Origin of the sequence: Nocardia carnea NBRC 14403, from assembly GCF_000308515.1 — a bacterium.
Classification (GTDB): Bacteria; Actinomycetota; Actinomycetes; order Mycobacteriales; family Mycobacteriaceae; genus Nocardia; species Nocardia carnea.
Genome location: NZ_BAFV01000015.1, coordinates 204,730 through 224,863, shown reverse-complemented (window position 1 = coordinate 224,863; position 20,134 = coordinate 204,730). Strand labels below are relative to the sequence as shown.

10 protein-coding genes are annotated in these 20,134 nt (G+C 68.3%); 1 reads left to right on the top strand and 9 read right to left on the bottom strand.

What is annotated here, in order from left to right; all coding sequences use genetic code 11:
- Positions 1–154: 154 nt before the first annotated feature.
- The 7 genes from ON22_RS36530 to ON22_RS05050 form a co-directional block, all read right to left on the bottom strand.
- A complete protein-coding gene (locus ON22_RS36530; protein WP_043739842.1) occupies positions 155–7,609 on the bottom strand; it encodes a toxin glutamine deamidase domain-containing protein in 7,455 nt (2,484 codons plus the stop codon).
- 240 nt (positions 7,610–7,849) lie between these two features.
- The gene (locus ON22_RS05075; protein ID WP_156052482.1) at positions 7,850–8,806 is read right to left on the bottom strand and encodes a stealth family protein; all 957 of its coding nucleotides are present in this window, start codon (positions 8,804–8,806) and stop codon (positions 7,850–7,852) included.
- Positions 8,807–9,071: 265 nt separating this feature from the next.
- On the bottom strand, positions 9,072–9,974 hold the full coding sequence (gene mmsB, locus ON22_RS05070) for a 3-hydroxyisobutyrate dehydrogenase (protein ID WP_033247502.1): 903 nt from the start codon (positions 9,972–9,974) through the stop codon (positions 9,072–9,074).
- Positions 9,974–11,059 carry an enoyl-CoA hydratase/isomerase family protein gene (locus ON22_RS05065; RefSeq protein ID WP_033247503.1) on the bottom strand — a complete coding sequence of 362 codons (1,086 nt, stop codon included), beginning with the start codon at positions 11,057–11,059 and terminating at the stop codon, positions 9,974–9,976. The genes mmsB and ON22_RS05065 overlap by 1 nt, the downstream gene beginning before the upstream one ends.
- A gap of 37 nt (positions 11,060–11,096) precedes the next feature.
- Positions 11,097–12,239: an acyl-CoA dehydrogenase family protein gene (locus tag ON22_RS05060; RefSeq protein WP_033247504.1), complete on the bottom strand. Its 1,143-nt coding sequence runs from the start codon at positions 12,237–12,239 to the stop codon at positions 11,097–11,099.
- Positions 12,240–12,241: 2 nt separating this feature from the next.
- Positions 12,242–13,741 (bottom strand): CoA-acylating methylmalonate-semialdehyde dehydrogenase, encoded by a 1,500-nt coding sequence (locus ON22_RS05055; RefSeq protein ID WP_033247505.1) that lies wholly within the window; start codon positions 13,739–13,741, stop codon positions 12,242–12,244.
- A 230-nt stretch (positions 13,742–13,971) separates the two neighbouring features.
- Positions 13,972–15,267: a DUF2157 domain-containing protein gene (locus tag ON22_RS05050; RefSeq protein WP_157170399.1), complete on the bottom strand. Its 1,296-nt coding sequence runs from the start codon at positions 15,265–15,267 to the stop codon at positions 13,972–13,974.
- 124 nt (positions 15,268–15,391) lie between these two features.
- Between ON22_RS05050 and ON22_RS05045 the strand changes: the two genes are divergently transcribed.
- Positions 15,392–16,450, top strand: coding sequence for an amidohydrolase family protein (locus ON22_RS05045; RefSeq protein WP_033247507.1), 1,059 nt, complete (start codon positions 15,392–15,394; stop codon positions 16,448–16,450).
- A 44-nt stretch (positions 16,451–16,494) separates the two neighbouring features.
- Here the strand turns inward: ON22_RS05045 and ON22_RS05040 are convergent, their stop codons facing one another.
- Positions 16,495–17,259 carry an SWIM zinc finger family protein gene (locus ON22_RS05040; protein WP_033247508.1) on the bottom strand — a complete coding sequence of 255 codons (765 nt, stop codon included), beginning with the start codon at positions 17,257–17,259 and terminating at the stop codon, positions 16,495–16,497.
- The gene (locus ON22_RS05035) at positions 17,259–20,063 is read right to left on the bottom strand and encodes a DEAD/DEAH box helicase (RefSeq protein WP_033247509.1); all 2,805 of its coding nucleotides are present in this window, start codon (positions 20,061–20,063) and stop codon (positions 17,259–17,261) included. Before ON22_RS05035 ends, ON22_RS05040 begins: the two co-directional genes overlap by 1 nt.
- Positions 20,064–20,134: the final 71 nt, after the last annotated feature.

Sequence of the window (20,134 nt, the reverse complement as noted above, 5' to 3'; positions counted from 1 at the left end):
GCCGTCCGCATTCGAGTCGGCGTGATCCGACGCGTTCTCCTCCGAATCGCTCGCCGCGGACTGCTCGTCATCCGAGCCCTCGTCATCCGAATCGCCCGGATCGGCATCCTCGATATCGGAGTCGTACCCGTGATCGGAATCGTCCCCATCGCGATCACCGGGATCGGGTGCTGCCGGATCGTCGAGCCGCGATCGTTTCGGCGGCGCCGCATCGGACTCCACATCCGAACCCGAATCCGGCGAACGCTCCCGCTTCACCCCCGGCGCGGCACCGTCCCCGTCCTGCCTGTCCGGTCCCTGCCGGATCATCCAGCCGCGATCGTTTCGGCGGCGCCGCATCGGACTCCACATCCGAACCCGAATCCGGCGAACGCTCCCGCTTCACCCCCGCCGACCGATCCCCGCCCGGCGCGACCCCGGCGTCCGGCGGGCCGTCGGAGTCGTCGTCTATATCGGATTCGTCCGAATACAGGTTGTCCGAACTGATCTCGTCGGAATCCTCGTCCGCCGACCGCGCCGGCGAACCGTATTCCGCCAACCCGGGATCGACGATCCGGCCGGGCGGAACCGCGATGAAACCGAACCACCAGCTCCCGGCGATCGGGGCGGCCGGCGGCTGATCCCACGACTCGCCGGACGCCGCGTCCCACCACATCGGACCGGACGGCGGGGTGGGGTCGGCCGCCGAGGTCCGCGCCGGATAGAGCACCAGGATCGGCTCGAAATGCGAAGTGACCGGTTCGCCGCGGTCATTACGCATCAGCTCACCGGTTTCGGGATCCACCCGCTGGATCGCGCTGAATCCCAGTGCGCCCGACCCCGGGCCGAGCATCGTCACCCACGCATGCAGCGCCGCATAGGATTCGGGCAGCGAGGATGCCGTGAAGGTATCGGGCATGCTCTGCAGCCATTCGATCGCCCGCCCTCGCCCATCGGCTTCGTCGTGGCTGCTGTACTCGCCATCGGGTTCCGGATGGCGCGCGGCCGCCGCGAGCGGATACTGCAAGAACGTCGACAACCCCGACAGATGGGCATCCCATTTGTTCGTGCCCCGCCCTTCCAGGAAATGCCCGCCCAGGTTGATCTTCGACCCATACGCGTTCTCCGGCGACGGATACGACCGCGGATCGGCACCGGCCACGAAGCCGCCGGCACCGTCACCCAGCAGCGATGCCAGCTCCTGAGTGGGTGCGCCGGATTCCGGCCGAGCCAGCTGCCCGGGACCGAACTGCCGTCCCCGGGACGGATCCAGCAACCGCAGCGGTGGCCCCGCCCGGTTGAACACCGGTGTCCGCAACGGAACCAGCGGCCCCGGATCCACCGGGCCCCGCCCCGACGAATCGACCGTCGCGTCCGATGGCAGCGTAATGAAGCCGAACTGCACGGTGACAGCGGCCAGGCCGGGGGGTGGCCCGTCCCAGGTGTTGTTACTCGCCGGATCCCACCACTTCGGCGCCGTGGGTGTGACGATCCGGCCGTCGACCACGGCCTTCGCCGGATAGATCACGGTCATCGGCAGATAGCCGACAACCGCATACTCGCCGTTCGCATCGCGCGCCGGTTCGCCGGTGGCGGGGTCCGCTTCGCCGATTCCGCAGAACACCACGGCCGCTGTCCCCGGTCCGAGATGGTGCACCCACTCCTGCAGTGCCGCACCCTGTTCGGCTTCCGGAATCGCACCGAAATGATCGGGTTCGGTCTGTAGCCACTCGGTGATCCGCGCAATGCCTTCGGCGTCCTCGACAAGGTTGTCCGGATTACCTCCGTCGAGATTCTTGGGCGGGGCAACGAGCGGCAATCCCCGGAACGACGATACGCCGGAAATGAGTGCCTCCCACCGGTTCTCGAACCGCGACCGCGGGCGGCTCTTGCCCCCGTTGATCACCGCTCCGAACGGGCGATCCGGGCTGGGGTAGGTCGTGGGATCGGCCCCGGCCACATAGCCACCGTGGCCGTCGGCCAGCATTCGCTCGAGTGTCTTCTGCATCCCGGGGTGCTCGACCGAATCCAGCCGGCCGGGCCCCAGGGACCAGGTCACCGACGGGTCCGGCAGTTGCGACGGCGTGGTGTGGCCCAGGGCCGGGACGACAGCCGGGCGTGGGTACGCCGGCGGCTGATCGAGCGCTGCCGGCACGGGTAGGAGTTCGTCGACCGTGCTGACAGTGCGCCCAGGTGGGATGAGGACAAAACTCACCTTCTCCGGAGTGAGGTCGAACGGCCGGTGTGACCTCTTGTCGGTCTGCGGGTCCCACCACAGCGGACCCTCGTCGATCAGCGCACCGCTCGCGTCACGTTTTGTCGGCACCGGGTAGACGACCAGCCAGGAATGCTCGCCGCCCGCGGCGGGTTCACCCTCGGCGCGGTCCGTACCGCCCGTGGCCGGATTCCGCACCGGCCAGGTGGTGGTGACGACGGCTGCCGAGCCGAAACCGTGTGACGCCACCTCGTTGTGAACGGTGTCCAACTGCTCGCGCACAGTGCCGCTTCCACCGAGCTGTCGCTCACCGAGCCCGATCATCCACGCCTGTCGCGCCGGCCCACCCGTTTCGCCGTCGGCCCAGGTGACCCGGCCGTCGACGACCACGGGATATACCGCGGCCGCGACCGTCGGCCGGCCCAGAAAGGTCGCCAATCCGGCCAGCACACAGTCCTGACAGTTGTCGTCGCGCCCGGGATCCACCCCGACACCCGGATTGATCAGAGCACCGTATGCGGTGCCCCCGGGCGGGTAGCTACCCGGATCGGCGTAGACGACGAATCCGTTCGGTCCCCGCATGGCATCCTCGAGTGCCCGCTGGGCCACGAGGTCCGGCGGCGCAAGGTAGCCGGGTCCGAAAATACGCATCTCCGCCGGATCCAGCAGTACCATCGGCGGTTCCAGTAGCGGCCGCGGCGCCGCGGCACCGTCCTCGGATTCGCGGTTCGCGGCTGTCGAGGCCACCAGATCCGGCTCTTGCTGATCGTCGTCGGCCAGTTCCTCCAGCCACCCGTCCGAATCGCTGTTCGCCGAACTGTTCTCCTCCGCGTCGTTCGCGGTCCCGCCATCGGCGGATTCGTCCGCGTCCAGTTCCGGTGAACTGTCCAACCGCGCAGGCGGAGAGCCGATCTCCCGAACCAGGCCGGCTGCCCCTGCTGGAGGCGGTTCGGACCAATGATCCGAATCGTCGTCCTCGGAATCCGGTGCAGCGAGTCCCGCCGGAAGTGGTTCGCGGGTGATCGGCGCGGAGGGACTGTCCGTTTGCGGGAGCGATCGGGTCGCAGCCGTATCCGGTACCTCGACGACCCGGGAACCGAACCGCGGCGACTCCGGTGCCTCGTCGTCACTCGCGGTGTCCCGGTCGCCGTCACGGGGACCGGTTGCCTGTGTGGCCGCTTCGGCCGCCGGTGACCGGAATACGCCCGCCGGCGTACTCGCGGCCAAGTAGTGCAGTTCGATCAGCTCGTTACCGGGGGCCGCGACAAAGGAGATTTCGGTCTCGCTGCCGATGGTGGCGAGCATCTCCGCATGCGACCATGTCCGGCCGGTCATCGGATCCCACCACACCGGTTCGGCGGGTTCGGTGGGATTGTCCGGATCGGCGCCGGCCGGATAGGTCAGCAACCTGAGGGATCGATCCGGTTCCGCGGAGCCCCGAACCGGCCGGGTGATCTCGGCGACACCCACGCCGAGCGCGCCCAGCCCGCGCACCTCGTCGTAGGCGGCCTGGTATTGCTGTCGGACGGTCCGTGCACCGGTGGCCAGGGAGGTCATTCGGTCGCCGAACCAGCCCTCGATCCGGGATCGGCCGCGTCGGTGCGTGTCCGGCTCCGCGAACGGCTGTCCCCCCTCATTGAAATGGTCCCAGTTCGGAATAGTGAACCGCGGCGCGCCGAGGAACGTCGACGCCGCCACCACTGCGGCCTCGTACGGGTCGGTCCGGCCACCCATCGGGTATCCGCCCCCGAGTGCGAGTAACTCGCCGTATGGGCGCCCACCCGGAACGGCTGTGTATGCGCCGGGGTGTCGTCCGGCGGCGAACCCGCTTCTGCCTTCGCGCAGCGAACTTTCGAGCTCTTGCCGGTGCTCGGCCGCGGCCGCGACCGTCTCCGGTGTGCCGATGACGAAGTCGACCTTCGCGGCATGCTTGCGGAATCGCTTCGGGGGCGCGTACTCGTATGCGCCGGTCTGCGGGTCGAACCAGACCGGTTCGGTTTCCCCGTCGGGCACCACTACCGCTGTGGCATGGGTGCCGTCGTATACCGGTGAACCGTCCGGGTTGTACTGCTTGAACCCGAGGACATTGGTCTTGTGCCAGTAGGTGGTGACATAGACCATCGTTCCGGCACCGAGATCCTTGATGTGCTGGTGCGCGGCCTGGTACTGCTCGGCCACCGGCCGGGAACCGTTGTCGAAGTGCGTCGCCCGGGAACCCAGGAATCGCTGCGCCTGCAGGTACCCGCTGCGGAGGGAATCCTTCGGGAGCCGGCCGGTCCACGGCGCCGCTACCTGAGGTCGTCCCGCGAACGACGCCAGCAACGACAGCGAACAGTCTTGGCAGTTGCCGGACCGGCCGGGCGCATTCGGGCCCGGACCGTTGATCAGCATGCCGTAGGGTTTGCCGCCCGGTACCGCCGTGAAAGTGGCCGGGTTACGGAACTGCTCGAACCCACCCCGGCGGTCGCTGAGTGCCTGCTCCACGGCGGTCTGATAGGACGGATCCTCGACCGGACCGTAGCTGCGGGTGAACCGGTCGCGGGCCAAGTGCGGAATCACCTGCCATTGCGCCGGGGTGAACCGGCGCGAACCCGGTGTCTCGGGTTGCCCGCCGACGGGTGCGGTGATCTGCTGTCCGCCCGATCCCGCCGGCCGAACCTGTGTACCCGAGCCCGCCGGCCGTGCCTGGGGTCCGGCGTCCACCGGCACCGGCACGGGCACCTCTTCGGCGGCGATACCGGGGGCGTCGTGGGATTCTTCGGCCGGCGCGGCAGGTTCCGCGGTTATCGCCTGCTCCGGCAGCCGCCGCGGTGCCGGAGTCGAGAGCTCCCCGGGACGCGGTCGCCCGGTATCCGGCGCCGGGCCGGCCGCGGATTCCGGAGCCCGCCGGATCGGCCCGGAATCCGCGGTAGGCGTGGACGGACCGGAACGCTGCTGTTCCGGGCCGGCGTTCCGCGCCGGGCCGGGATCCGACCGCACGGCCGGGTCCGACGTGTCAGGCGCGTCGGGCGGCTGCGAGGGTGCCGGAGCGGCCGAAATCACGGAGTCCGCTGCGCCCGGCGGTAATCCGGCCGGCGCGGGGCTGGACACCCCTGCCATGGGCGATGCCGGATCCGGGAGCGGAGCGCTCTCGCCTGCTGCGTCGGACCGGCCGGGGACGTCTCGCGAGGACTGCGCCGGGGACGAACCCGAACTCGGGGACGTCCCCGGTTTCTCGCCCGGTGTGGCATTCGAGGATGAACCGTGCTGCTGCGCGGCCGACGAGGTGGTGTTCGGCGACCCGGGATGGGTGGGCGCCGTCGTCGATTGGCCCGGCGTACCGGACTGCGGCGGTGGTGTCGAGCCGGGTTGTCCCGAGGCCGTGGGCGATCCGGGTGGTACCGCGCCCGGCTGCGCCGGTACGGCCATAGGCGGCGGGGACACGGTGAAGTCCGGCGACGATACGTCCGACTGCGCGTTTCGCGAGGAGTCTTGTGGCCCTCGCCTTTCCGCGTACTCATCGGTACGGTCACCGGTTTCCGGCCCGGTGACCGAAGCCCGCTTCACCGGGTCGGATTCCGCACTGTCCGGGTTGTTGCCGGCATTTTCCCGCTCGGGCTCTACACCGTCCCGTTCAGGCCTGAGACCGCCCTGTTCGGACCTGTCCCCTTCTCGCTCGGATTCGCCGCTTTCCGCTGAATCGCCCGCGGTACCGGTACGTTCGCCGGTCTGGCCCGCGTTCTCCGGGCCCGGCCGCTCCCGGTCGCCTTCCGGCCCGGATTCGGATGCGGCGCCTTCCGGCGGCCGGCCCTCCGGCGTGCCGGTTCCCGATTGCCGACTGTCCGAATGCGATGACCCGGCCCCCTCCGGACCGGCATCCCTGTCGGCCCGGGACGGGGACTGCGGCGCGCCCACGTCCGGCCCACCGGCGCTGTTCTCGTTCCTGTCCGAGGAGTGTCCGCCCGGTTGGTGCGGGGAGTCCCCGCTCGGCGACTGTCCCGCCGCGGGATACGAGCCCGGGTGCTGTTCACCCGGCACACCGGACTTTTGTTGCCGCTCGGACGGCACCGAACCTGTCGATTCGCTGGAACCGTTGTGCCCGTCGGCTTCACCGCCGCCCGGAGCTTTCGGCTCGTCGCCGGCGGTCGGGGTATCCGATGAACGCCCCGCCGGTACCGGACCTTGCTGCCCGTCTCCCGGGCTCCGCGGCCCGGCCCCGCCGACACCCGGGGTGTCGCCGGACGGCGGCCGCTGTCCGGTCCCGCCCGGCGAATCACCCGGCCCATCGCGGTGCCGGGCGGTTTCACCGGCCGACCCGTCGCCGGCCGCGGGTACTTCCCCGGACCGGGGGCCGCCCATGGCGAACTCCGGATTGCCGAGCCAGCTCTCGGCATTGCCGTATCCGCCCCCGGGGCCGCCCCCGCCACGGGGCCAACCGAAGCTCGTCGGATCGGCCGCCCCCACGATCGACCCCTGGATGAAGCCACCGGCCACCCCGATACCGGTGATCGAGTCGGCCAGACTCGCACCGGTCATCGCTGCACCGACCATGCTGCCGAAAATCCCGGCACCGCCGTCGGCGATACCACCCACCACCGCATTCTGCAGCGGCCGGCCCCACCAGTTGTCTATCTTCCCGGCGAAATCATCACTGAACCCGAACCCCTTACCGATGGCTTTGTTGGCGCCCTTCGCCAATGCCGAACCCACCGGTTCCGCGGCACCACCGGCCACACCACTGACGAGGATCTCCTGCCCGTTGATCTCCCGGCGCTTATCGTCGGCATACTGGCCGACCTGCACCGACGCATTGATCACGACTTCCTCGGCCGCCCCCTGCGCCACTTCTCCGACCAGATCCGCCCAGTCGTCGGCAGTCGGCATCGTCGGCTTCCCACTGGCAAGATTGCGCCAGAAGCTGCGCTTCACCGTCGGCGCACCCAACTTCGATGCCAACCGCGCCACCGAACGATTCAATGCAGTACTGACAGCCTGCATAATCGCGCGCGTCGTACCGATCGCGGCGGCCTGTTGTGCCGGCGCCGTCGGCGGAAAGAGCCAGGCCAACGCGATTTCGACCGCCAGCCAGCACAGCGTGATAATGATGTTGATCTTCGCGGCCTGCACCTCGGTACCGAAGTCGAAGACCGTGACCGAAGTGTCGGCCATATTCTGCGCCAACGCCGCCAGCGACTTCTCGCCGGCGATCAGCTCGTCGTACCGGGCCGCGATCTCCTCCCGAGCCTCCCCCTCCGGGTACGCCGCGATCGCTTCCTGCTTGGCCTCTTCGATGGCGGCGACGAGCGTTTTCAGCTCCGCACTGTACTTCTCCCAGACTTCGGAGACCGCCCAGACCTTGTCCTCGTCCCCATCCGGCCATTCGGCACCGGCGATCCACCCCAGCCAGCGCATATCCTCCGGCAGGTAGAGGCTCATCGGATTCCGATGACGGCAACCCGATCGCTGATCACCACGACCTCCTCACCGGACTACGAGGCCACGGTACAACAGAGACAGTTAACATCCGGTGTCTCACAAGCGAATTCGGCGCCGGGTCAGTGTGGTACCGGTCGGCAGCCGTATCGAGCCCCGATGCGAATCGGCATTACACGCACTGGAACGATGCGGCTACCCGGTATGACGGCGACGGGGCGGTACGGCCATCGATCGCCGTAATCAAGACACCGGCACGCTGCCGGTGTCGATGACGGCGCTGGTGGGGGTCGCGGGGGTTTCGTACCGCTCGTAGCGGCAGGGGTGCGGAAACCGCTCGGCGAGGAAGCGTTGCAGGTCGGGGCCGAACGCCTCGTCGTCGAAGTTGAGGAACCTCGCGTCTGCCGCGGAAGCAAGGGAGACGATCTCGTCATATTCCGGAGGCTTGCCGTGGAAACCCACTCGGCTGCCCTCCGCTTTGAGATGCACCAGAGGTCGCGGGTGGTGCTTCTGCGTGTGGCTCAGAATGGCGGTGATGCCCATCGCGCCCTGCCAGCGGTCCTCGGTGACGAAATCTCGTAGATCGCGATAGGCGTCCAGCACCCACTGCTTACGGAACCGGGCCGGCGTATGCGTTTCATAGTTGAGCGTGCCGTAGCCGAGGCGTTTGAGCAGGTCATGCGTCCGCCACAGACTGTCTTTCCACAGGCCCGTACCGCGGTTGCCGAGGGTCGCCAGATCCTGCAGATAACGGTTCCGCCGGGCCTCATCGGGCGTGAGGTCGTGGAGCAGCACGAAGTCGTCGCTGCAGAAGAGGTATTCCTCGTCCAGTTCCGGCAGCAGGGCCGTGAGATAGAACATCAGGAACCAATTCGTGACGGGCGTTCTGTAGGGGCCGATCCACGCGATCGCCTCGTGTGGAACATGGAAGATTCCGCTCTCCGGACCCGCCAGCCATTCCGGCCGATCGCCGAAAACCACCACCCGCCTCGCCCACGGCATATAGCGTTCGACGCTCCGCAGCGAATACTTCAGTTCCAGGTCGCCGAATGGACTGTGTTTGAAGAAATAAAGAACATCCATCGCCTGGACTTTCGGAGCAGGACGGGCAGGGCGCAGTCGTGAGCTGAGGATAGCCAAGGGTATTCGACAGGTACGGCACCGGGTCTCGGACGATTCCGGTCGCGCTTGCCGCGTCACCGGCGGGCTGCTCGGCGGAACCACCGCGGGTTTCACCAGAGTCGTCAGCAGTGGCCGCGCGGGGCCGCGAAACCGAGACCACCCCCGTGTGAAACCACACCCGGGCCGGAAGGTCGGCCTCGATTTCTTCGTGCGGAGTGGGGCCGGTCCGGGGTCGGCCGGACCGGCTCAGCTCGTGAGGTACGAACCTTATTTGCTGGGCCGGGTCGGGTGCCGATCAGGTACGAACACGGTGCAGCCCGCCGTGCCGCTGCTCCAACGATCTTCAGCCGGCGGTCTGTGACCCTCCGCTGCGTTCACGCACCTCGGTGATGATCGCCGAGAAGTCCCGGCCGCCGGAGGTTTCGTTGAATTCGCGATAGATCTCCGCCGCCAGTTCCCCGATACGACCGTGGACCCCGTTGGCCTGCAACGCTTCCGCGGCCAGACCCAGATCCTTGTTCATCAGTGCGGTGGCGAAGCCGGGCTGGTAGTCGTTGTTCGCCGGGCTGGTCGGCACGGGACCCGGGACCGGGCAATAGGTGGTGAGCGCCCAGCTCTGCCCGGATGCCGTGGACACCACATCGAAGAACGACTGGTGACTCAGCCCCAGTTTCTCCCCCAGCACCAGCGCCTCGGACAGCCCGATCATCGAGATACCTAGCAGCATATTGTTGCAGATCTTGGCCGCCTGCCCGACCCCGGCGCCGCCGCAATGCACGACCTTGGCGCCCATCACCTCGAGCACCGGCAGCGCCTCGGCGAAATCGGCTTCCGCCCCGCCGACCATGAAGGTGAGCGTACCGGCGGCCGCACCCGAAACACCGCCCGAAACCGGCGCGTCCAGCGCCCGGTGCCCGGCCGCCGTCGCCATCTCCGCCGCCGCTTTGGCGTCGCCGACATCGATGGTCGAGCAGTCGACGAACAGGGTGCTCGGCTGCGCCACCGGCAGCAGTTCCGCGTACACGTCACGCACCAGCTTGCCGTTGGTGAGCATCGTGATGACGATATCGCGGCCGGTGGCGGCGGCGATCCCGGTATCCACCAGCGCCACACCGTCTTTGCGGGCCTGTTCCTGCGCCCCGGTCGACGGGTCGTATGCGTGTACCTCGTATCCGGCCTGCACCAGGTTCGCCGCCATGGGCCCACCCATATGGCCGAGGCCGAGGAAACCGATCGTCTTGCTCATTACTTTTCCTCCGGAATCGTCAAACCCAGTTCCCGCTCGCCCAGTTCGGCGAAATACGCCTCGACCTGGGCGGTGGTGACATCAGTGAGGGCTACAGGCGACCATTGCGGGTTGCGGTCCTTGTCGACCACCTGCGCGCGAATACCCTCGACCAGATCGTGCGAGGCCAGCGAGGCGATCGACACGCGGTACTCCTCGTTCAGCACCGCCTCCAGGCTCGTGGCCGTGCCTGCCGACCGCAGCGACCGCAGGGTGACCTGCAATGCGACCGGCGATTTGCCGAGTATCGCGGTGGCGGCCGCATTCGCCTCGGTATCGGCGTGCTCCTGCAGATGGACGACGATTTCGGCGACCGTCTCCGCGCCGTAGCAGGCGTCGATCCAATCCCGCTGTCCCAGCAGCGCCGATTCCGGCGCCTCGGCGGCGTATTTGGCGATCGCGATATCGGCGGATTCGGTCTGCAGGGTGGTGAGCAGGGCCGGGATCTGTTCGGCGGGAACGTAGTAGTCCGCGAAACCGGTGGCGATGGCATCGCCGGCCTTCATGCGCGCCGTGGTGAGCGCGATATGGGTGCCCAGTTCGCCCGGCGCCCGCGACAGCAGATAGGTACCGCCGACATCCGGGATGAACCCGATCCCGACCTCGGGCATCCCGATGGTCGACTTCTCGGTGACGATCCGGTGGCTACCGTGCGCGGACAGCCCGACCCCGCCGCCCATCACGATCCCGTCCATCACCGCGACATACGGTTTCGGGTAGCGGCCGATGAGCGCGTTGAGAATGTACTCGTCGCGCCAGAATTTCCCGGTCGCCGAATCCGCCGCCGACCCGACGTGCCCGGCCGCCTGCTGCTCCTTGGCGTCGTGGTGGATCGCGACGATATCGCCACCCGCGCACAGTCCCCGTTCACCGGCACCGGTGATGGCGACGGTGCGTACCGAATCGTCGGTGGCCCAGGCCCGCAACTGCTCGGTGATGGTGAGCGTCATGGCATGGTTCAGCGCGTTGATGGCCTTGGGCCGGTTCAGGGTGATGAGTCCCAGGCCGTCACGCTGTTCGACCAGGACTTCGGGTTCGTCGCTCATATGGTTCCTTCCGCGCACGCCGGCCCGCTCCGGCCGATCACGACGCGGACGCCGTCATTGACCGCGCCACGACCAGGCGCATGATCTCGTTGGTGCCCTCCAGGATCTGATGCACCCGCAGGTCCCGGACGATCTTCTCCAGACCGTATTCGGCCAGGTAACCGTAACCGCCGTGCAGTTGCAGGGCGGCGTTGGCGACCTCGAAACCGGAGTCGGTGGCGAATCGTTTGGCCATGGCACACAGTTCGACCTTGTCCGGTGCGTCCGCGTCCAGGGCCGCCGCGGCCCGCCACAGCAGGGTCCGGGCGGCTTCGAGTTTGGTCCGCATATCGGCCAGTTCGAACTGCAAGGCCTGGTTGTTCAGCAACGGTGCGCCGAACGCGGTGCGCTGGGCCAGGTAGGGCACGGTTTTGTCGAGCGCGATCTGCGCTCCGCCCATCGAGCATGCCGCGATATTCAGCCGGCCGCCGTTGAGCCCGTTCATGGCGATCCGGAAGCCGTCGCCCTCGTCGCCGAGCCGGTTGGCGACCGGGACGCGGGCGTCGGTGAGGATCACCTGACGGGTGGGCTGGGCGTTCCAGCCCATCTTCTTCTCGTTCGGGCCGACCTCGAGGCCGGGGGTGTCGGCCGGGATCACCAGGGTCGAGATACCGCGTGCGCCGGTGTCCTGGGTGCGGACCATCATCACGTATACGTCGTTGCTGCCCGCACCCGAGATGAACTGTTTGACGCCGTTGACGATGTAGTCGTCACCGTCGCGCACCGCCCGGGTGGTGATGGCCGCGGCATCCGACCCCACCCCCGGTTCGGTGAGCGCGTAGCTGGCCAGCAGGTCCATCGCGGTGAGCCCGGGTAGCCAGCGGCGGCGCTGTTCGTCGTCACCGTAGGCGTCGATCATCCAGGCCGCCATGTTGTGGATGGAGATATAGGCGGCCACGGCCGGGCAGCCGGTGGCGAGTTCTTCGAAGATCCGCACCGCGTCCAGCCGGCGCAGCCCGGACCCACCGAATTCCTCGCTCACATAGATACCGCCCAGCCCGACCGCACCCGATTTCCGCAGGACATCCACCGGGAAATGTTTTTCCTGGTCCCATTCCACGGCGTGCGGGGCCAGGTATTCGTCGGCGAACTCCCGGGCGGTATCGCGGATGGCCCGCTCGTCGTCGTCGAGAGTGAACATGGTCATTCCATCGTCGGGATGACGAAGCTGTTGCTCTCCTTGACCCCTGCGGGCCAGCGCTGCGTCACCGTCTTGGTCTTGGTGTAGAAGCGGATCGAATCGGGGCCGTGCTGGTTCAGATCGCCGAACCCGGAACGCTTCCAGCCGCCGAAGGTGTAGTACGCGATCGGCACGGGGATCGGGACGTTGATACCGACCATGCCCACCTGGACCCGGGCCGCGAAGTTACGTGCAGCGTCACCGTCGCGGGTGAAAATCGCTACGCCGTTACCGTATTCGTGGTCGTTGGCCAGCGCGAGAGCTTCCTCGTAGTCTTGCGCGCGCACCACGCTGAGCACCGGGCCGAAGATCTCGTCGGTGTAGACGGACATATCCTTGGTGACCCGGTCGAACAGGGTCGCGCCGACGAAATAGCCGTTCTCGGCGCCCTCCACGGTGAGCCCGCGCCCGTCCACGACCAGTTCGGCGCCCTCGTCGATACCCTGCTGGACGTACTTCTTCACCCGGTCCACACCGTCGAGACCCACCAGCGGCCCGTAGTCCGCGCCCGGATCATCGGATTTCCCGACATTGAGCTTGTGCACCCGGTCGGTGAGCTTCTCGACCAGCCGGTTCGCGGTGTCCTCGCCCACCGGTACGGCCACCGAGATCGCCATGCAGCGCTCACCGGCCGAACCGTAACCGGCGCCGATCAACTGGTCGGCGACATCGTCTAGGTCGGCGTCCGGCATGACGATGGCATGGTTCTTGGCGCCGCCGAAGCACTGGGCGCGTTTACCGTTGGCGGTGGCCGTTTCGTAGATGTACTGCGCGATCGGGGTGGAGCCGACGAAACCGACGGCCTTGATCCGCGGGTCGTGCAGGATGGTGTCGACGGCTTCCTTGTCGCCGTTGACCACATTGAACACGCCCTCGGGCAGACCGGCCTCGAGGAACAGTTCGGCGAGCCGCAGCGGGACCGAGGGGTCGCGTTCGGAGGGTTTGAGCACGAAGGCGTTACCGCAGGCCAGGGCCGGGCCGGCCTTCCACAGCGGAATCATTGCGGGGAAGTTGAACGGGGTGATCCCGGCGACCACACCCAGCGGCTGGCGCATCGAGTACACATCGATACCGGTACCGGCGCTCTCGGTGTATTCGCCCTTGAGCAGGTGCGGGATACCGACCGCGAATTCGATGACCTCGAGCCCGCGCTGGATATCGCCCTTGGCGTCGGGGATGGTCTTACCGTGCTCACTGGACAGCAGCGCGGCGAGGGAATCCATCTCGTCGTTGACCAGGGTCAGGAACTTCATCAGGATCCGGGCCCGGCGCTGCGGGTTCATCGCGGCCCACGCGGGCTGCGCCGCTTCGGCATTCGCAATGACCTGCTCGACCTCGGATTTGCTCGCCAGCGGTACCCGGGCCTGCACCTCGCCGAGGTTGGGGTCGTAGACATCGCCGAACCGGCCGGACGTGCCGGGGACCTGCTGCCCGCCGATGAAATGTGTGAGTTCTCGAACCATGCGATTCCTGCCTCGTGTCGGGGGTGGCGGGCGCGGCGCTGCGGCCGTCCGTCACACGAAGATCATTCTTGCGGGCGTCCAATAGTTGGACGTCCAAGCAAAACGATACACCCGGCCCCGCCGACAAACCAGACTTCCCGCAAGATATCCACCAACTGCGCAAACACCCCGCTCCGCCATCCGATCGGTGTGGTTGTACGAAGCCTATCCGCGGCCCGCACCCGGCGGAACTATCTCCGGACGGACTTCTTCGCCGACCTGGTCAGCAGATAACTACCGATCCCCAGCACCACCGCGCCGACCACCAGAATCGCCCCGGACGCCCCCGCCGACTCCCCGGTCCAGTCCACGACCGCTTCTACAGCCGCCAGCGTCAGCGCGGCCGCGCCACCGAGACTCAGCACCCAGGAGCGATCGGTGGCGTAGAGCGCGAAACACACCACCGCGACCACCGCCGTGAGCACATACGCCGGCCACATCCGATCGGACATATCGACGGTCTGGGCCCCGGCCACCGCCAGCACCACCCCGGCCACATAACCGGCCCACCGCTCGAGTACGGCACCCGAGCGGGTCGCGCCGAGCCAGCCGAAACCGAGAACGAGCAGCCCCGGACCCATCAGGTCGTCGACCCCGAGTACTTCGTCCAGTAACCCCGACACCGCGGCCGCGCTGAACCCCGCACACAGCAGCAACCCGAGCAACGAGGGCAACGCGGCATATCCCACGACCGCGGCCACCAGCCCCGCCACGGCGGCATACACCCAGGTGAGATCGGTGGTGTCGTTCCCGTCGTCCAGAATCGACCCGGCCGCGGCCGCAATACTCACCACCGCCAGCGCGAAGAACACCGCCGCGAGCCGTGTACGAGCGGTATGACCGGTGGCGGCAGGCCGGCGCCACCCGGGCCGGAAGAGCGCCGACCACCCACCCGCGGTAGCCACACCCGCCACCGTCAAACCCACCGCGACCAAGACGAACAAAACGAACCGGCCGAGCTTGGCCATATCGTCCCAGGACTCGGCGAGGACCAGCACCACACCACTCAGCAGCAACCCGGCACCCGCATAGGCCGCGATCTCGGCGAGCAACCGCGCGGGTGTGGGCCGCGGCTCCGGCTCGGCGAGCGCGGTCACCACCGCCCCCAACTGGGTTTCGTCCAGGACGCCCCGGCGCACCAGATCGACCAGGGACTTCGGGACCTGCGCAGATACGGTCCCCGCAGACGCCGCACCGCGGGTCTCTGCGGTGCGGTCGTCGCCGCTACCGCCGGGTGACATTCCGCTGCCGGTTCCAGATCGCCCACGACCGGAATCGGTGCCGCCCCCGGTTACGGTCGGCGGAGTCTTGCGCCACGTGCCGACCAGGCGCCGTAGCCCACCGAAACCTGAGGCGGCCACACCGGGCGACTCGTTTCCGCCGCCGAGGGCCGCATCGCCCGCGATCGGCACCTCCGGGACAGCAGGGCGCGACTCGCCCCGGGAACGCTGCGGCGACGCTTCCGGCGCCGAATCCTGTTCGGCCACAGCACCCAGTATGCCGCCCCGGAGCCCGACTTTCGCGCCCACGAGATCAAACCTGCCCACCCGGCGCTGGTCACGCGCTACGCTCGGGCCCGCGAACCGACGACCATCGCAGGAAGGCAGCGCTGTGGACATCGGCGAGATCCGGATCATCGACGCGCATATCCACCAGTGGGACCCGTTCGGCAATCCGCGCGAGTTCAGTCGTACGGCGAAACTGCTGCGCACCCTCCCGCTGCCCCTCGGGCTCGCCGTACGGCTCGCGCCGCGGCGGGACCGGGAGTTCATCGGGGAGCCCTCGGCATATCTGGGTCCGTACCTGCCCGCCGACTATCGCACCGACGCCGGCGCGGTACCGGTCGAATCCGTGGTGCATATCGAGGTCGAATGGGCGGGGCCGAAGGCCGAAGAAACCCGCTGGGTCACCGCCCTGCCGTTCGGTGTGGACACTCCCGCCCTCGCGGCGGTCAGCGGTGGCGGCTCCCCGGCGGATCCGGGTTTCGCCGAACTTCTCGAAGCCCACCTGTCGGCGTCGCCGCTGGTGCGTGGCATCCGCAGCAGGGTCGCGCACCACCCCGATACCGGGATCCGCAGTTTCGCCGACGGACCCAACGTGCTGCGCAGCCGGGCGTTCCTCGACGGTTTCGCCGCCCTCGCCGAACGCGATCTGGCCTTCGAGGCCTGGGTGTACTCACATCAGATTCCGGAGGTGACCGCCCTCGCGCAGCGCTACCCGGAAGCCACGATCATCCTGAACCACCTCGGCACTCCCGCCGGGCTCTTCGGCCCGATCGGCAAACACACCGGCCGCGATACCGCAGCACGCACCGGAATACTCGAACGCTGGCGCACCGATATCGCCGACCTGGCCGCATCCCCGAAGGTAGTGGCGAAGGTCAGCGGCCTGATGATGCCGATCCTCGGGCATCCCGTACCCCGCGCCGGCACCCCGACGCCGGTCCCCGAACTCACCGACCGGATCGGCCCGCTGCTGCGGCACGCCGCCGACACATTCGGCGCCGACCGCCTCATCTGGGGATCCAACTTCCCCGTCGATCGCCCGATCACCTCGATCACCAACAGCGCAGAAGCAGTCGCGACCGTCCTGGCCGAACACCTCGGCGATTCCGCACCGCTGGAGAAGGTCTTCCGCACGAACGCACAGCGGGTCTACCGGCTGGACTGAACCGCGGCATACCGGCCGCGATGACCATCGGATATCGACGCGCGCTATCCCTCGGTCATGGACGTGTACATCGTGACCAGGGCGCGGTTCCCCGCGGCCGCGGTCGTTTCGTCGGCGCAGAGCATGCGCAGCGCACGCCGCAGCAGCGCCGGATCCAGCTCGTCGAGCGCGGGGCCGCCGCGTGGGGAGGGCAGCTCGGGTAGTTCGAGGGCGTCGCCGTAGGGGTCGGTGGTTTCGTCCACCTGCTCGGTGGCCGTTTCGACCCCGCCGATCAACCGTTCGATACTCAGCCCGCGCACGGCCAGCAGATCGCGAGGATGATCGTCCAGCCGTTCGGCCAGCAGGCAGACGACCGCGATCGCATGTTTGCACGGCCAGCCCGGATCCGGGCAGCTACAACCGAAGTCGATATCGGCGGCGGTTTCCGGCACCAGATGCGGGGCGAGTTCGCGGGGCAGATCCCCGGACACGATCCGCGCCAGCATCCCCGGCGCGGACCGGATCACCTCCACCACCAGTTCCACTTCCTCCGGCCGCAACCTGCGGATCTCGCAGGTGGTGGTGAACGGGCGCGGCTGGCTGCCCTGCACCTCGGCGGTGACGAGCCCCGGTTCGATGCGATAACTCACCACCTGCCCCGCCCGCGCATAGGTGCGACCGCGCGCGAGCCGGCCGGGGTCGGCGAGCCGTTCCATCACCTCGAGCAGCGCCTTGCCCCAGAAGTTGCGGGCGAATCCGCCGCGGCGGTTACGGGTCGATGCCCCGCCGGATACCGGCCGGCGTTTACCGTATTCGGCGAAATCGGCCACTACTCTCCCACCGCCTCGGCGCCCAGGCTGAACAAGCGGGCCAGATCGTCGTCGCCGAGTTCGGTGATCCAGTTCTCCCCCACCCCGATGGCGAGATCGGCGAGTTCACGTTTACCGGTGATCATTTCGTCGATCCGCTCCTCGATCGTATCGACGCAGACCAGTTTCCGTACCTGTACCGCGCGCTGCTGACCGATACGGAAGGCGCGGTCGGTGGCCTGGTTCTCCACGGCGGGATTCCACCAGCGGTCCAGATGCACCACATGATTCGCGGCGGTCAGGTTCAGTCCTGTACCGCCGGCCTTGAGCGAAAGCAGCATGATCGGCGGTCCGTCGGCCCGCTGGAATGCCTCCACCATGTCGTCGCGGCGTTTCTTGGCGACCCCGCCGTGCAGGAACGGGATCGGGCTGCCGAAACGCTCGGTGAGGTAGGGAACGATGAGTTCACCGAATTCGCGGAACTGGGTGAACAACAGCGCCTTCTCCCCCTCGGCGAGCACGGCGTCGAGCACATCCTCGACCAGCGCCAGCTTCCCGGAGCGATGCACGCCCCGGCGCAGCACGGCGGAGGAATCACCGAGGAAGTGGGCGGGATGGTTACATACCTGCTTCAACTTCGTGAGCGCCCCCAGTACCGCTCCCTTTCGGGCCATTCCCTTTGCGTCGCGCAGTTTTTCGAGCATATCCTCGACAACGGCCTGATACAGCGCCGCCTGTTCGACGGTGAGGTTGGCCCGGACGGTCATCTCGAATTTCTCCGGAAGATCATCGATGACGGCCGGATCCGTTTTCACCCGCCGCAGCAGGAACGGCGAGGTGACGGCACGCAGCCGGGTGACGGCGTTCTGATCGTTCTCCCGTTCGATCGGTACGGCGAAACGGGCCCGGAACGTCTGCGGGCTGCCCAGTAGCTTCGGCACCGCGAAATCGAAGAGGGAGCGCAGTTCCTCCAGCCGGTTCTCGACCGGGGTTCCGGTGAGCGCGAGCCGATGCCGGGCCGGTAACGCCCGCGCCGCCCGCGCCTGCCGGGTAGCGGCGTTCTTGATGTGCTGCGCCTCGTCGAGGACTACCCGCTCCCATTGCTGCCGGGACAGATCGGCGATATCGCGGGCGAGCAGCGCGTAGGTGGTGATCACCAGATCGGCCCCGGCGACGGCCGCATCCAGATCGTCGCCCTGGGCCCGGCCGGGCCCGTGGTGCACCATAACCCGCAGGTCCGGGGCGAACCGGGCGGCTTCCCGCTGCCAGTTACCCACCACCGACATCGGGCATACCAGCACCGTCGGCCGCGGGACGGTGTCACCTTCGCGTTCGTGTAGCAGCAGCGCGAGGACCTGGATCGTTTTCCCGAGGCCCATATCGTCGGCGAGGATCGCCCCGCAGTTCAGCCGGTTCATCGTGGCCAGCCACGCCAGTCCTCGTTCCTGGTACGGGCGTAACTGCGCTTTCAGGCGCGCCGGTGCGGCCACCGGTTCCTGCGCGCGGCCGGAGTCGAAAAGCGCCGCCGGCCAGCCCTCGGCGGTGACCTCGGTGAGCGGCACCCGCCCGACCTGGTTCGCGGCGATCTCACCGATCAGATCGGCGAGGGTGATCTCGTTGTCGCCGGTGTGCAATGCGACGAATTTCGCGGCGGCGGCCAGGGCACCGTGATCGGCCTGCACCCATTCCCCGCGTAACCGCACCAGATCCGATTGCACCGAGATCAACTGCTGCATCTCGGGCTCGGAGAGCACAGTATCGCCGAGGGCCAGCTCCCAGCGGTAGGACACCAGCCCGTCCAGGCCGACCGTGCTCTCGGCGGCGGGCACCGCGGCACCGCTCACCCGCAGCCGCAGGGTGGGTTCGGTGATATTCCACGCCCGGGGCAGCAGCAGCGGGATCCCGGCGGCAGACAGCGCCTGTGCGCCGTGCGCCACCAGATCGGCCACCACTTCCGTCGGTAAGAGCAGGTCGAGGGTGTGTGAATCGGCCGGGACGTCGCGCAGCCGCGGATAGGCACGCTGCGCTTTCCCCAGCCATTCCAACCCGGTCCGTACCTCGTCCGCGATGCCGGGCACCGGGATCGGCCGGGGTGCCGCGCCGTCGGCGCGCAGGCAGACCTCCAGCCGCCACAGCGCGGAATCTGCTGGCAATTCGGCGAATTCGCCGTCCGGTTCGCGCAGCCGCAACACCAGCTCCGGTTCGTCGGAGGACCGGGTCTCCCGCCACTGCCGCAGCACCTCGGCCACCTGGTAGCTGCCCGTCTCCACCGGAACGTCCACCGATAACGCGTGGGCCAGCGGATGCGGATGGGTATCCGCGGCAAGCAGTGCACGCACCATCGGATCGGTGAGCTCGGTGACCATATCGTCGAGCACATCGGCCGGCTCCCCCGCGACGCGCAGCGCCGGCGGTGCCAGCGCCGCGAGCTCGGCGAGCCAGGCGCGCTGACCGGATCCGCCGACCGGGCGCCAGCGCGCCCACCACTGGCCGTCCTCGCGCCGCAGTTCCGGCACCACCGCACCCGCGCGGACCCACCGTTCCAAGCCGGATGCGAGATGTGCGAGGAACCGCAGATCACCGGCCACGGCCGCGGCCGGCAACCGCTGCCGCAGGGCGGCGGCCGCGGCGGCGGGCGCGAGCGCATGGGCCCGGACGGTTTCCCGCCGGGCACCGGCCTCGTCCACCAGGAGCACGTCGGCACGGTGGCGGAACCGCGACTCCGCCAGGACCGAGCCGAGCAGGCCCCCGACCGGCTCGCCCTCCTCGCCCGGTGCACGCCACAGCAGTAGCCCGGCTCCGGGCGACCACAGTCCGTGCAGCATTGCCCCATCAAATCAGCCTGGTCCGACACGCCGTGAACCGTCCCCACCCACTCCCGTCCGGACCCCACTCC